Raw genomic sequence first — 14,768 nt, 5'->3', positions numbered from 1 at the left:
GCATGAGCATGAAGCACGACGACATCAAGTTCCTGCGGGTCACCTATCTGCGTGGCCCCAATCTGTGGACGTACCGCCCGGTGCTGGAAGCATGGGTGGACATCGGTGATCTCGAGGATTACCCGTCCAACCTGATCGAAGGTTTTGCGGAGCGCCTGGCCGCGTGGCTGCCGGGCCTGCAGGAGCATCGTTGCGGCATCGGGGAGCCCGGCGGGTTCCTGCTGCGCCTGCGCGAAGGCACCTGGCCCGCGCACATCCTCGAACACGTCACCCTGGAGTTGCAGAACCTGGCCGGCATGCAGACCGGCTTTGGCCGCGCCCGCGAAGCCGGCCCGCGCGGGGTGTACAAGGTGGCCATCCGGGTGCGCGAGGAAAGCGTGGGGCGGGCTTGTCTGGTAGCCGCCAGCCAGCTGTTGATGGCGGCGATCAACGACACCCCGTTCGACCTCGAGGCCTGCCTGCGCCCATTGCGCGAGCTGGCCGACCGCCGCCTGCTGGGGCCCAGCACCGCGGCCATCGTCGAAGCCGCCGGCGACCGCGGCATCCCGCATATCTGCCTGACCGAAGGCAACCTCGTGCAATTGGGCCACGGCAAGCACCAGCGCCGCATCTGGACCGCCGAAACCGACCATACCAGCGCCATCGCCGAAGGCATTTCGCGCGACAAGGACCTCACCAAGACCCTGCTCGCCAGTTGCGGGGTGCCGGTGCCGGAAGGGCGCATCGTCGACGACCCCGACGATGCCTGGGACGCCGCCGGGGACATCGGCCTGCCGGTGGTGGTGAAACCCACCGACGCCAACCACGGGCGCGGCGTGTTCACCAACCTGCTCACCCGCGAGGAGGTCGCCGCCGCGTTTGCCAGTGCTGCCGAAGAGGGCAGCGGGGTGATGGTGGAGCGCTACATCCGCGGTGCCGAACATCGCCTGCTGGTGGTGGGCGGCAAGCTGGTGGCCGCCAACAAGGGCGATGCCGCGGCGGTGGTGGGCGACGGCCGTTCCAGCATCCGCGAATTGATCGACGTGCAGATCAACAGCGACCCGCGGCGTGGCGAGGAGGAGCATTTCCCGCTGGAAACCCTGCTGCTGGAGCGTGAACCGATCGCCATGCACGAGTTGCAGCGGCAAGGCTTCACCCCCGAATCGGTGCCGCCGGAAGGCCGGGAAGTCCTGATCCTCCGCCACGGCAACATGGCCTTCGATGTCACCGACGACGTGCACCCGGAGGTAGCCGCTGCTGGCATCCTCGCCGCCAGGATCGTGGGCCTGGACATCGCCGGCATCGACCTTGTCACCGAAGACATCGGCAAGCCGTTCAGCGAAACCCGCGGCGCGATCGTCGAGGTCAACGCCGGCCCCAGCCTGCTGATGCACCTGAAGCCTGCCGTGGGCAGGCCGCGCCCCGCCGGGCAGGCCATCGTCGACCACCTGTTCCCCGCCGGCAGCCGCGCGCGCATCCCGGTGGTCGGGGTGGTGGGGCGGCGCGCGCCCACCCTCGTGTCGCGGCTGGTGGCGCGCCTGCTGCACTTGGCCGGGCGTCACGTGGGGCTGGCCTGCGGCGACGGGCTGTTCCTTGCCCAGCGCCAGCTGGAAACGCGCCCGGCGGTACGTTTCGAAGCCGGCGAACGCCTGCTGATGAACCGTGCCATCGATGCGGCGGTGATCGAAACCAGCGCCCGCGCGATCCTTGCCGAAGGCTTGCCCTACGATCGCTGCCAGCTGGCCATCGTCACCGATGCCGGCGGCCACGAGGAGCTGTCCGAGTTCCACATCGATTCGCCCGAGCGCATGTTCAACGTCTTGCGCACCCAGGTCGACGTGGTGTTGAAGCACGGTGCGGCGGTGCTCAATGCCGGTGATCCGCAGTTGCACGACATGGCCAGGCTGTGCGATGGCGAAGTGGTTTTCTACGGCCTCGATGCCGCCCTGCCGTCGCTGGAGGCGCATCTGGCCGATGGCGGGCGCGCGGTGTTCGTGCGCAATGGGCAGATCGTGCTGGCCAGCGGTACCAGCGAAGACCCGCTGGCGCGCATCGAGCGCTTCGGCCTGACGGCCCCCGGGATGCCGGAGGCACAGGTCGAGGCGGTACTGGCGGCGATCGCCGCAGGCTGGGCGCTGGAGGTGCCGGTGGACCTGATCCCCGTCGGCATCGAACATTTCGAACAGGAACAGGCGGCTGCCGCCCGTTCCCGCTGACCCCAGAAGGCCAGATGGACATCACCCGAATCCGGGCCCTGCGCGGGCCCAACCTGTGGAACCGGCGCACGGCGCTGGAGGCCATCGTCACCTTGGCCGAGCATGAGCGTTCGCTGCAGACCCTGCCGGGTTTCGAAGATCGCCTGCGCGTGCGTTTCCCCGCGCTGGGCCTGCTGCGGCCCACACGCCAGGCCGATGTGCTCAGCCTGGCCAATGCGCTGGAATTCACCGCGTTGAGCCTGCAAGTACAGGCCGGTTGCCCGGTCACGTTCAGCCGCACCGCGCAGACCGTCGAGCCCGGCACGTACCAGATCGTGGTCGAATACGGCGAAGAGGCGGTCGGCCGCCTGGCGCTGGGGTTGGCGGAGCAGTTGTGCCGTGCCGCACTCGACGACCAGCCCTTCGATCTCGCCGGCGCAGTGGCGCAACTGCATGCATTGGACGAGGACAGCCGGCTGGGCCCCAGTACCGGTGCCATCGTCGAGGCAGCAGTGGTGCGCGGCATCCCGTATCGGCGTCTGACCACGGGGAGCCTGGTGCAGCTGGGCTGGGGCAGCCGGCAGCGGCGCATCCAGGCGGCCGAGGTGGATCGCACCAGCGCGATTGCCGAGGGCATCGCGCAGGACAAGGCGTTGACCAAGAAGCTGCTGCGCGCCGCCGGGGTGCCGGTGCCCGAGGGACGTCCGGTGGTCGATGCCGATGATGCCTGGGCGGCGGCACTGGAAATCGGCCTGCCGGTGGTGGTCAAGCCACTGGACGGCAACCAGGGCAAAGGGGTGGCGGTCAACCTGCGGGAGGAAGCGGAGATCAAGCGCGCCTTCGAGGGGGCTCGTGAATTCCGCGATGAGGTGCTGGTGGAGCGCTACCTGCCCGGCGGCGACTACCGCATGCTGGTGGTCGGCGACAAGCTGGTGGCCGCCGCGCGGCGCGAACCCCCCAACGTCAGCGGGGACGGCGTGCTGACCGTGCGCGAATTGGTGGAACAGGTGAATGCCGACCCGCGTCGTGGCGAGGGCCATGCCACCTCCTTGACCCGGATCCGTTTCGACGAAATCGCCCTGCGCACGCTGGAGAAGCAAGGCCTCGACGCCGACTCGGTACCGGAAAAGGGCCGGCGCGTGGTGTTGCGCAACAATGCCAACCTGTCCACCGGCGGTACCGCCACCGATGTCACCGACGACGTGCATCGCGAACTTGCCGCGCGTGCGGTCGAAGCCGCGCAGATGGTGGGGCTGGACATCTGTGGCGTCGATATCGTCTGCGACACCGTGATGCGGCCGCTGGAAGAACAGGGCGGCGGCATCGTCGAAGTCAACGCCGCGCCGGGCCTGCGCATGCACGTCTCGCCGTCCTACGGCAAGCCGCGCGATGTCGGCAAGGCGGTCATCGAACACATGTTCCCGGCCGGAGACAACGGCCGCATACCGGTGGTGGCGGTCACCGGCACCAACGGCAAGACCACCACGGTGCGGCTGGTTGCGCACCTGCTGCGCACGCGCGGCTTGTGCGTCGGGATGACCAATACCGATGGCGTCTACATCGACGGCAGGCAGATCGATGCGGGCGATTGCTCCGGCCCGCGCAGCGCCCGCAACGTCCTGCTGAACCCGCTGGTCGACGCTGCCGTGTTCGAAACCGCGCGCGGCGGCATGTTGCGCGAAGGGTTGGCGTTCGACCATGCCGATGTCGCGGTGGTCACCAATATCGGCATCGGCGACCACCTGGGCCTGAACTTCATCACCACCGTCGACGATCTTGCGGTGCTCAAGCGGGTGATCGTGAAGAGCGTGGCCCCCGGGGGCTACGCCGTCCTCAATGCCGACGATCCGGTCGTGGTGCCGATGGGCGCCAATTGTGCGGGCAAGGTGATTTTCTTCGCCGCCGACGGCGGCAACCCGGTGATCGCCGCGCACAAGGCGCAGGGCGGGCGTGTGGTGTATGTGCAGCAAGGCGATCTGGTGGCGGTCGAAGGTGGCTTCGAGGCGCGCCTGCCACTGGCCGGGGTGCCGCTGACGCGCAACGGCAGCATCGGGTTCCAGGTGGCCAATGCGATGGCTGCGGTGGCGGCGGCGTGGGCATTGGGGCTGGATTGGAGCGTGATCCGGCACGGGCTGGCCAGTTTCGACAACGATGCCGGCAATGCGCCCGGCCGCTTCAATGTCATGGAATACCGCGGTGCCACCCTGGTCGCCGACTACGGTCATAACCCGGATGCCATGCAGGCGCTGGTGGCGGCAGTGGACAACCTGCCGTCCCGACGCCGGGTGGTGGCCATCAGCGGGGCCGGCGATCGCCGTGACGACGACATCCGCCAGCAGACCCGCATCCTGGGGGGCGCGTTCGACGAGGTGGTGCTTTACCAGGATGCCTGCCAGCGTGGCCGTGCCGATGGCGAGGTCATGTCGCTGCTGCGTGATGGCTTGCGCGGGGCCACCCGCACCACGGTGGTGGAGGAAGTCCACGGCGAATTCGCCGCCATCGACCGGTTGCTGGAAAAACTGCAGCCTGGCGATCTCGGGCTGGTGCTGGTGGACCAGGTGGAGGCAGCGCTGGCGCATTTGCAGAAACGGGTGGCCGAAGCCACCCGTCCGTAACCACCTGCCTGCAAAACCGCCGGAACACCCGGCACGCCAGCTCCGCAACGGCGTGCCGGCGGCACTGGGTTTACAGCGCCTCGAAAATCCCCGCCGCGCCCATGCCGGTGCCGATGCACATCGTCACCATGCCGTACTTCTGCTGGCGGCGGCGCAGGCCATGGACAATCGTGGCGGTGCGCACCGCGCCGGTCGCGCCCAGCGGGTGACCCAGCGCGATCGCGCCGCCCAGCGGGTTGACCTTGGCCGGGTCCAGCCCGCAGTCGTTGATCACCGCCAGCGACTGCGCGGCAAACGCTTCGTTGAGCTCGATCCAATCCAGTTGGTCCTGGGTCAACCCGGCTTGCTTCAGCGCCTTGGGGATGGCGGCAATCGGGCCGATGCCCATCACTTCCGGGCGCACACCGGCAACAGAAAAACTCACGAAGCGCGCCAGCGGGGTCAGGCCGTAGTCCTTGATCGCCTGTGCCGAGGCCAGCAATACCGCGCCAGCGCCGTCGCTCATTTGCGAAGAATTGCCGGCGGTCACGCTGCCGCCGAACTGGCCATTGCGGAACACCGGGCGCAGCTTGGCCAAGCCGTCCAGCGAGGTGTCCGGGCGCGGGCCTTCATCGTGCTCGGCCAGCTTGTTGCGGGTCAGGATGCGGCGGCCATCGGCCAGGTCCGGCTGGTGGCTGATGATCTCGTACGGGCTGATCTCGTTCCGGAACTCGCCGGCCGCCTGCGCCGCCAGCGCCTTCTGGTGCGAAGCCAGCGCGAAGGCGTCCTGCGCCTCGCGCGAGATCTTCCATTCCTCGGCCACCTTCTCGGCGGTGATGCCCATGCCGTAGGCGATGTTGACGTGCTCGTTGTCGAACACGCTCGGTGCCATCGCCACCTTGTGGCCCATCATCGGCACCATGCTCATGCTTTCGGTACCACCGGCCAGCATCAGGTCGGCATTGCCGAGGCGGATCTGGTCAGCCGCCAGCGCCACCGCCTGCAGGCCGGAGGAGCAGAAGCGGTTGATGGTCTGCGCGGCGATGGTGTTGGGCAGGCCGGCCAGCAGCACGCCGATGCGCGCCACGTTCATGCCTTGCTCGCCCTCCGGCATGGCGCAACCGATGATGGCGTCGTCGATGCGGTTGACGTCGATGCCCGGTGCCTGCGCCACCACGCTGCGCAGCACGTGCGCCAGCATGTCGTCGGGACGGGTGTTGCGGAACATGCCCTTGGGCGCCTTGCCGACCGGGGTGCGGGTGGCGGCGACGATGTAGGCGTCCTGGATTTGCTTGCTCATGATTGTTCTCGATGTATTTGGGTTGATGAATTCCTCGCTCGTCATCCCCGCGAAGGCGGGGATCCTTGGACGTTTGCGTTGAGGTCAACGTCCATGGGTTCCCGCCTTCGCGGGAACGACAGGCAAGGCATCAATTCCGCAGCGGTTTGCCGGTCTTCAGCATGTGCAGCACGCGGGCCTGGGTCTTTTCCTGCTGGGCCAGCTCGACGAAGTGCTGACGCTCGAGCTTGAGCAGCCACTCCTCGTCCACCAGCGCACCGCGATCGACCTTGCCGCCGCACAGGATGGTGGCGATGCGCTCGGCGATCTCGTTGTCGTAGTCGCTGATGAAGCGGCCTTCCAGCATGTTGACCAGCAGCATCTTGAAGGTGGCGATGCCGACGTCGCCGGCCACCTGGATGCGCCGCGCCGGCAGCGGCGGGCGGTAGCCGCCCTCGGCCAGCCCGCGCGCCTCGGCCTTGGCGATGTGCAGCAGTTCGAAGGCATTGAAGACGACCTTGTCGGTGGCGCGCAGCAGGCCCAGCTCCTTGGCGTTGACGGCGGAGTTCGACACCTTGGCCATCGCCACGGTCTCGAAGATCTTCTTCAGCTCGGCGAACACGTCGCCGCCGGAGCCGGCCGCCTGAGAAGCACGCACCGCGAACTCCTTCAGCCCGCCACCGGCCGGCAACAGGCCGACGCCGGCTTCGACAAGGCCGATGTAGCTTTCCAGATGCGCCACGGTCTTGGCGCTGTGCATCTGGAATTCGCAGCCGCCGCCCAGTGCGAGCCCGCGCACCGCGGCCACCACCGGCACCAGCGAATACTTGATGCGCTGGCTGGTGCGCTGGAAGTTCTCCACCATCGCCTCGAACGCATCCAGCTTGCCGGCTTGCAGCAGGCCAATCGCGCCCGACAGGTCGGCGCCGGCGGAGAACGGCTCCTTCGGCTGCCAGACCACCATGCCGGCGAAATCGCGCTCGGCGCGCGAGACCGCTTCCTGCAGGCCATCCAGCACCGCGTCGGAGACGGTGTGCATCTTGGTCTTGAAGCTGACCACCGCGATGTCGTCACCGTCGTGCCACATCCGCAGGCCGTCGTTCTCGAACACGGTGGTGCCCGGCGCGAACGTCTCGCCCAGCAGCGGATCGGGGAAGCGCTGGCGCTGGTAGACGGGCAGGGTGGAGCGCGGCTGCACGGCATTGTGCGCCGGGCTGTAGCTGCCTTCCGCCGCGTGCACGCCGCTGCGGCCGTCGAGCACCCACGCCGGCAGCGCGGCAGTGCTCATGCTCTTGCCGGCGGCGATGTCATCAACGATCCATGCCGCCACCTGCTGCCAGTCGGCCGACTGCCAGGTTTCGAACGGCCCCTGCGCCCAGCCGTAGCCCCAGCGGATGGCCAGGTCGACATCGCGGGCGGTGTTGGCGATATCGGCCAGATGGAAGGCGCTGTAATGGAACAGGTCGCGGAAGCAGGCCCACAGGAATTGCGCCTGCGGATGCGCGCTGGCGCGCAGTTTGGCGAACTTTTCCACCGGATTCTTCAACTTCAGGATCTCGACCACCTCCGGCGCGGCGCCGCGGTCGGCAATGCGGTAGTCCTGCTTTTCCAGGTCGAGGACGACGATGTCCTTGCCGACCTTGCGGAAAATGCCGGCGCCGGTCTTCTGGCCCAGCGCGCCCTTGCCGATCAGCGCCGCCAGCCATGCCGGCGACTGGAAGAAGCCGTGCCACGGGTCATCAGGCAGGGTGTCGGCCATGGTCTTGATGACGTGGGCCATGGTGTCCAGGCCGACCACGTCGGACGTGCGGTAGGTGGCCGACTTCGGCCGGCCCAGCAGGGGGCCGGTCAGCGCGTCCACTTCGTCGAAGCCGAGCTTGAACGCGGCGGTGTGGTGGATCACCGACAGGATCGAGAACACGCCGATGCGGTTGCCGATGAAATTCGGGGTGTCCTTGGCGTACACCACGCCCTTGCCGAGCTGGGTGACCAGGAAGGCTTCCAGGCCTTCCAGCACCGCGGCGTCGGTGGTGTTGGCCGGAATCAATTCAGCCAGGTGCATGTAGCGCGGCGGGTTGAAGAAGTGCACGCCGCAGAAGCGATGGCGCATTTCCTCCGGCAGCACCGAGGCCAGCGCATTGATGCCCAGCCCCGAGGTGTTGGAGGCCAGCACGGCGTGCGCCGGCACGAACGGCGCGATCTTCCTGTACAGGTCCTGCTTCCAGTCCATCCGTTCGGCGATCGCCTCGATGATCAGGTCGCAGTCCTTGAGCTGGTCCAGGCCGCCGTCGTAGTTGGCGGGCGTGATCGCTTCGGCCAATGCCTTGCTGGCCAGCGGGGCAGGGCTGAGCTTGCCGAGGTTGGCAATGGCCTTCAGCACCACGCCGTCGGGGTGGCCCTCCTTGGCGGCGAGGTCGAACAGCACGGTATCGACGCCGGCATTGGTCAGGTGGGCGGCGATCTGCGCCCCCATCACGCCGGCACCCAGCACGGCGGCGCGGCGAACGAGCATTTTCTGGGACATGAGCATCAACTCCTGGAACGGTCAAGTAGCGTCGGCATGGAAGCCGGCAACGGCAAAACGGATCAGCGCCTTGGCTGCACGCTGGCGATGGGTGGCGTCGGAGACGCCGGCGGGGCGCTTGATCAGGCCGAAATCGGCCATCGCATAGGTCAAGGCGCCGGACAGGAAATCCAGCCTGCGGTACAGCTCTTCCTTGTCCAGCGCCGGCACGCAGGCATGGATGGCCTTGGCGAACTCGCGCGGCACATGGCCGTACTGGTCGGACAGGAACTTGCGCAGCCCGGTGTTGCTCTCGGCATAGGCACGGGCGATCACCCGGATGAAGGCCCCGCCGCCGTGGCGGTCCTGCGCCATCGCCAGGGCCGGCTCGACGAAGGCGGCCAGGATGGGCTCCAGCTGCCCGGGTGCGGTGTCCAAGGTGTTGCGCAGCGCGTCCAGCCGCTGCGCGCTCATCACGTCCATGCGCCGGCGGAACACCTCGTTGACCAGGTTGTCCTTGCTGCCGAAGTGGTAGTTGACCGCCGCGATATTGACGTCGGCGCGGCTGGTGACCTGGCGCAGCGACGTCGCTGCGAACCCCTGCTGGGCGAACAGATCTTCCGCCGCGTGCAGGATCCGGTCCTTGGTCGAGAAGTGTTGCAGGCTCATGCGGGCTCCGCTTCAAATCAAACGCTTGTTCGAAACTACTCCGTACGCAACCGTACGTCAACTGTCGCCGGTGCTGCGATTGCGGCCCCAAGGCTGCGGAACGGGCCGGGAATAGGCTAGAATCCGCCCTAGCCATATCGGCCAAACCCGCGTCAGTACGCGGGTTTTTCTGTTATCCTCGGGCGCTCCGGCAAGGACGCCCACCCACTTTTCCGGAGAGTCCCATGGCGCTGGAGCGCACCCTTTCGATCGTCAAGCCCGATGCCGTTGCCAAGAACGTGATCGGCGAAATCTACTCCCGCTTCGAGAAGGCCGGCCTGAAGGTCGTGGCCGCGAAGATGAAGCACCTGTCCAAGGCCGAGGCCGAAGGCTTCTACGCCGTCCATCGCGAGCGTCCGTTCTTCAACGCGCTGGTCGAGTTCATGATCTCCGGCCCGGTGATGGTGCAGGTGCTGGAAGGCGAGGGCGCGGTGCTGAAGAACCGCGAACTGATGGGCGCCACCAACCCGAAGGAAGCCGCCGCCGGCACCATCCGCGCCGACTTCGCCGACAGCATCGACGCCAACGCGGTGCATGGCTCGGACTCGCTGGAGAATGCCGCGATCGAGATCGCGTATTTCTTCCCGGCCACCGACGTCTACGCGCGCTGAGCCAGCGCCATGACTGAAGCGCGCAATCCCGCCATCGAGATCGCCCTGCTGGGCGGCGACGGGGCTGCGCCTGCCTCCACGCCGGCGAACGCCGGCGTGGACGGCCGCACCATTGCGGCAGCGGCTTCGGCCGATGCCGGAAAAACCAATATCTTCGACTTCGATCGCGCCCGCCTGGAGCGTTTCTTCGAGGAAGATCTGGGCGAGAAGAAGTTCCGCGCCCATCAGGTGATGAAGTGGATCCATCACCGTTACGCCACCGATTTCGCGGACATGACCGACCTCGGCAAGGCATTGCGCGAGAAGCTGGCCGCGCGTGCGGTGGTGCATGCGCCGCAGGTCATTTTCGAAAAGACCTCCACCGACGACACCCAGAAATGGTTGCTCGGCATGGACGCGAAGAACGCCATCGAAACCGTCTACATCCCCGACAAGGGACGCGGCACGCTGTGCGTCTCCTCGCAGGTGGGCTGTGCGCTCAACTGCGGGTTCTGTTCCACCGCCACCCAGGGCTTCAACCGCAATCTGTCCACCGCCGAGATCATCGGCCAGGTGTGGGTGGCGGCGCGCGCACTGGGCAACGTGCCGCACCAGCAGCGCCGGCTCACCAACGTGGTGATGATGGGCATGGGCGAGCCGCTGGCCAATTTCGACAACGTCGTGCGCGCGATGAGCATCATGCGCGACGACCTCGGCTACGGCCTGGCCAACAAACGCGTCACGTTGTCGACTGCCGGCCTGGTACCGCAGATCGATCGGCTGGCGCAGGAATCCGACGTGTCGCTGGCGGTCTCGCTGCATGCACCGTTCGACGAGTTGCGTACCCAGTTGATGCCGATCAACAAGAAGTACCCGCTGGCCGAACTGCTGGACGCCTGCGTGCGCTACGCGTTGCGCAAGAAGGGCGAGTCCGTGACCTTCGAATACACCCTGATGAAGGGCGTCAACGACCAGCCCGAGCACGCGCGTGCGCTGATCGGCCTGCTGCGCGATTTCGACCGTCGGGTGCAGATGAAGGGTGCGGCCAAGATCAACCTGATCCCGTTCAACCCGTTCCCGGGCACCGGTTTCGAGCGCCCCGGCGACGAGGCGATCCGCGCGTTCCAGAAAATGCTCAACAACGCCGGCATGATCGCGCCGGTGCGGCGCACCCGTGGCGACGACATCGACGCCGCCTGCGGCCAGCTCAAGGGCCAGGTGATGGATCGCACCCGCCGTTCGGCCGAACACCGCAAGCGGCTGCAGGCCGCGGGAGCGCACTGATGCGCATGTCGATCATCGTCCCGGCCCTGCTCGCCACGTGCCTGCTGGCCGGGTGCCGCCAGCTGGAACGATTGAGTATCGTGCGCCCCAGCGCCGAGCAACGCGGCTACACCCAGGTGGCCCCCACCTATGACGTCAGCGGCAAGAAGGGACACGCCAGCGCCGACCCCATCCTGTTGCTGACGGCGGCCACCGGCCTGCTCCAGCAGGGGCGTTACGACGAGGCGGAGCATCAGGCGCGGCAGGCGCTGAAATTGCAGCCCGGCTCCGGGGATGCCAATACCCTGCTGGGGGCCATCGCCGGTGCCCGCGGCAAGGCGGCGGAAGCCGGCGCGTATTATCGCGCGGCGGCGATGGCGGCACCGACCAACGGGGTGTACGCCAACAACTACGGTGGCTGGCTGTGCAGCAATGGGCAGCCGGCGGCATCGCTGGAGTGGTTCGACCGCGCGCTGGCCGATCCGGCCTATCCCACCCCGCTGGGGGCGTTGGTGAATGCCGGAACCTGCGCCGCCAAGGCCGCGCAGCCGGTGCGTGCGGAGGCGAGCTGGCGGCAGGTGCTGGCGCTGGACCCCGGCAACCTGCCGGCACTGGCGGGGATGGCGGCGCTGGAAGCCGGGCGCGGCAACTATCTCGAGGCACGCGCATTCGCGGAGCGCTGGCTGGCCATCGCGCCCGCCGACGCCGCCGGTTTGCAACTGGCTGCCGATATCGAGCAGAAACTGGGCGACAATGCGGCCGCTTCGCGCTATCTTTCCCGTTTGCAGGCGATTCCTCCCGGCTCCAGTACGGTTCCGCGCACGCAATGACCTCTCCAGCACCCATCGACCCCACCCATCAGGCCCTTGCCGGTTGCGGCGAGCGCTTGCGTGCCGCGCGTGAGGCCGCCGGCCTGGACATCGACGAGGTCGCATCCCGCTTGCGGATGCCGGCGCGGGTGGTGCGCTCGCTGGAAGCCGAGGACTGGTCGCGACTGGGAGCCCCGGTGTTCGTGCGGGGCCAGGTGCGCAGTTATTCGCGCCTGCTGGGCTTGACCACGGCGCCGATGATGGAGGCGCTGGACGTGGGGCAGGTGGAGCCCACCACCCTGGTCAGCCGTACCCACACCCCGCGCGCGCAATGGTGGGCCGAGCAGATCGGTCGCCGCCTGGTCTACATCGTTCTCACCCTGTCGTTGGCCATTCCGGCATGGGTGGCCACGCGCCAGCACCTGGCTGCCGGCAATGCGCCGGTGGCCGCGCTGGATGCGCCGGTGGATCCGGCCATCGCCACTGCCGCGCCGAAGACCCCGCGTACCGTGGTGGCCTCGATGGCACCATTGCCCGCCAGCGCCACCACCGAGGCCGCCTCGCCCGCAACCGACATCGTGCTGCGCACCACCGGCAAGACGTGGCTGGAAGTGATGGGTACCGACGGTGACACGGTGGAGCAGACCTTGCTGCCGGCAGGCGCCGAACGCCGTTACGCCACCGCTCAGGTGCAACGCCTGACCATCGGCAACGCCGGTGCGGTGGAGTTGCAGCAAGGCGGGCATCCGGTTGACGTGGCCGCGCATGCGCGCGCGAACGTGGCCCGCTTTGCGGTATCCTCCGACGGCTCGCTAGTCGCGGCAGACTGACCCGCGCCCCGCGCGGGGCATCCCCGACTCCGCACCATTCACAGCAACGTCCCGTCGTGGAAGACGGGCGAGAGGCAGCATGGCGATCGACGAACTGCTCAACGAACACGAACAGAGCGAACAAGTACGCAATTGGCTCCGCCACAATGCCCTGGGCATCGTGGGCGGCGTGGGTCTGGGTCTGGCGGTCATTGCCGGTTGGCAGTGGTGGCAGAGCCAGCGCCTGCAATCGGGCATGGGCGTGAGCGCAAGCTATTCACAGGCCGTGGATGCCTTCGAAAACGGCAAGCTGCCCGCCGACAACGGCAAGGCCGTGCTGGCCAGCCTCGACAAGGGCAATCCCACGCTGGGCACGCTGGCGGCGCTGCAACTGGCCAAGGCGCAGGTCGAAGCCGGCAAGCGCGATGCCGCCATCGCCACCCTGCGTGGTTTGCAGGTGGTGGAGGCCGACCTCAAGCCGGTGGTGAGCCAGCGGCTGGCCCGTTTGCTGATCGACGCCGGCAAGCCCAAGGATGCCTTGGCGTTGCTGGGCGACGATCACGACGCCGACATGCTTGCCGCGCGCGGCGATGCCAAATTCGCGCTGGGCGACATGGCCGGTGCGCAGGAAGCCTACCGCAAGGCACTGACACTGGTGGATGTGGGCCTGCCGCAGCACCGCCTGCTCGCACTGAAACTGATCGAGGCCGGCGGTACCCCGCCGCACACCGAGGACAAGACCTGATGACCCTGGGCATGCAACGCACCCTCCGCCTGTTCGCCACGGCCACCGTGGCGGTGGCCTTGCTGGCCGGCTGCGGCACCGTGAAGAACCTGTTCGGCGGGCGTGGCAAGGACAAATCGGGAGAACCGGCCAAACTGGTCGATTTCACGCCCAGCGTCACCGTCAACAAGCTGTGGTCGGTGTCGGTCGGCAAGGGCGAAAAGCTCCTCGGCATCGGCCAGCATCCGGCGATCCTGGACGGTCGCGTGTATGCGGCGGCGCTGGAAGGGGGCGTGACCGCCATCGACCTGAAGACCGGCCAGACGCTCTGGCAATACCCGTCGAAGCTGCGCCTTGGCGGCGGCCCCGGCGTGGGTGACGGGCTGGTGGTGGTGGGTGGCCTGAAGGGCGACGTGGTGGCGCTGGACGCCGCCGACGGCCACGAGAAGTGGACCGCCAAGGTGGGCAACGAAGTGTTGTCCGCGCCGGCGATCGGCGGCGGCATGGTGTTCGTGCATTCCAACGATGGCCGCGTCACCGCGTTCGACGCCGCCACCGGCGAGCGCCGCTGGTTCTACAGTGAAGACCTGCCGGCGCTGACCGTGCGCGGCACCAGTGGTCTCACGTTGGGCCCGAACCTGGTGTTCGTGGGCGGCGACAACGGCAAGCTCACCGCCCTGCATGCCAACGACGGCAGCGTGGTCTGGGCGACCGCGGTGGCCGAGCCCGATGGCCGCAGCGAGCTGGAGCGCATGGCCGACGTCGATGGCGAGCCACTGCTGGAAGGCACCACCCTGTTTGCCACCAGCTACAAGAACCACACCGTGGCCATCGACGGCCCCAGCGGCCAGGTCATGTGGGATACCGAGCATGGTGGTGCCCGTGGCCTGGGACTGAGCAATTCCGCCGTGGTGGTGACCGACAAGAACGGCAACGTGCACGGGCTGGACCGCAACAGCGGCGGCAGCTTGTGGCAGCAGCCCGGCTTGGCCAATCGCAACGTGACCGCGCCGGCGGTGCAGGGCGACTACGCCGTGGTGGGGGATTTCGAAGGCGTGGTGCACTGGTTGCGTCTGAGCGATGGTGCCTTTGCCGCGCGCAGCAAGGTGGGCGGCACCCTCAACGGCAAGCCGGTGGTGGCCGACGGCATCGTGGTGGTGCAGGGTACCGACGGCAAGCTCACTGCTTTCGCGTTGCAGCCATAACGCCGGTTTTCCATCCGACGCTGGCACCCATTCGCGGCCCCGGCTACCCTGCCGGGGCCGCGGCCGTATCCACTTTCCGGATGTTTCCGGTCGTTGAAGTCCCTGAAGGT

11 protein-coding genes are annotated in these 14,768 nt (G+C 67.7%); 8 read left to right on the top strand and 3 right to left on the bottom strand.

Features of this window, described 5'->3' with window-relative positions; all coding sequences use genetic code 11:
- Positions 1-2 precede the first annotated feature (2 nt).
- A complete protein-coding gene (gene cphA / locus ACE3OK_RS07150) occupies positions 3-2,195 on the top strand; it encodes a cyanophycin synthetase (RefSeq protein WP_374248851.1) in 2,193 nt (730 codons plus the stop codon).
- A 14-nt stretch (positions 2,196-2,209) separates the two neighbouring features.
- Positions 2,210-4,789: a cyanophycin synthetase gene (gene cphA, locus ACE3OK_RS07145; protein ID WP_374248850.1), complete on the top strand. Its 2,580-nt coding sequence runs from the start codon at positions 2,210-2,212 to the stop codon at positions 4,787-4,789.
- A 70-nt stretch (positions 4,790-4,859) separates the two neighbouring features.
- Here cphA (ACE3OK_RS07145) and ACE3OK_RS07140 read toward each other — a convergent pair whose 3' ends face one another.
- From ACE3OK_RS07140 to ACE3OK_RS07130, 3 genes are all read right to left on the bottom strand, one after another.
- Positions 4,860-6,068, bottom strand: a complete 1,209-nt coding sequence (locus ACE3OK_RS07140; RefSeq protein ID WP_374248849.1) for an acetyl-CoA C-acyltransferase — start codon at positions 6,066-6,068, stop codon at positions 4,860-4,862.
- 130 nt (positions 6,069-6,198) lie between these two features.
- Complete coding sequence (locus ACE3OK_RS07135; RefSeq protein ID WP_374248848.1) at positions 6,199-8,571, bottom strand: 3-hydroxyacyl-CoA dehydrogenase/enoyl-CoA hydratase family protein; 2,373 nt, start codon at positions 8,569-8,571, stop codon at positions 6,199-6,201.
- Positions 8,572-8,592: 21 nt separating this feature from the next.
- Positions 8,593-9,219 carry a TetR/AcrR family transcriptional regulator gene (locus ACE3OK_RS07130; protein ID WP_374248847.1) on the bottom strand — a complete coding sequence of 209 codons (627 nt, stop codon included), beginning with the start codon at positions 9,217-9,219 and terminating at the stop codon, positions 8,593-8,595.
- A gap of 224 nt (positions 9,220-9,443) precedes the next feature.
- Between ACE3OK_RS07130 and ndk the strand changes: the two genes are divergently transcribed.
- From ndk to bamB, 6 genes are all read left to right on the top strand, one after another.
- Positions 9,444-9,869 carry a nucleoside-diphosphate kinase gene (ndk, locus tag ACE3OK_RS07125; RefSeq protein WP_374248846.1) on the top strand — a complete coding sequence of 142 codons (426 nt, stop codon included), beginning with the start codon at positions 9,444-9,446 and terminating at the stop codon, positions 9,867-9,869.
- A gap of 9 nt (positions 9,870-9,878) precedes the next feature.
- Complete coding sequence (rlmN, locus tag ACE3OK_RS07120) at positions 9,879-11,132, top strand: 23S rRNA (adenine(2503)-C(2))-methyltransferase RlmN (protein ID WP_374248845.1); 1,254 nt, start codon at positions 9,879-9,881, stop codon at positions 11,130-11,132.
- Positions 11,133-11,137: 5 nt separating this feature from the next.
- Positions 11,138-11,941: a tetratricopeptide repeat protein gene (locus ACE3OK_RS07115; protein WP_374248844.1), complete on the top strand. Its 804-nt coding sequence runs from the start codon at positions 11,138-11,140 to the stop codon at positions 11,939-11,941.
- Positions 11,938-12,750: a RodZ domain-containing protein gene (locus tag ACE3OK_RS07110; RefSeq protein ID WP_374248843.1), complete on the top strand. Its 813-nt coding sequence runs from the start codon at positions 11,938-11,940 to the stop codon at positions 12,748-12,750. Before ACE3OK_RS07115 ends, ACE3OK_RS07110 begins: the two co-directional genes overlap by 4 nt.
- A 79-nt stretch (positions 12,751-12,829) precedes the next feature.
- Complete coding sequence (locus ACE3OK_RS07105; RefSeq protein WP_374248842.1) at positions 12,830-13,474, top strand: YfgM family protein; 645 nt, start codon at positions 12,830-12,832, stop codon at positions 13,472-13,474.
- Complete coding sequence (bamB, locus tag ACE3OK_RS07100) at positions 13,471-14,658, top strand: outer membrane protein assembly factor BamB (RefSeq protein WP_374249014.1); 1,188 nt, start codon at positions 13,471-13,473, stop codon at positions 14,656-14,658. The genes ACE3OK_RS07105 and bamB overlap by 4 nt, the downstream gene beginning before the upstream one ends.
- The last annotated feature ends 110 nt before the right edge of the window (positions 14,659-14,768 follow it).

This window comes from Thermomonas sp., assembly GCF_041905325.1.
Classification (GTDB): Bacteria; Pseudomonadota; Gammaproteobacteria; order Xanthomonadales; family Xanthomonadaceae; genus Thermomonas.
Note: the sequence above shows the minus strand (reverse complement) of the source record. Positions and strands in the feature narration are given on the sequence as shown.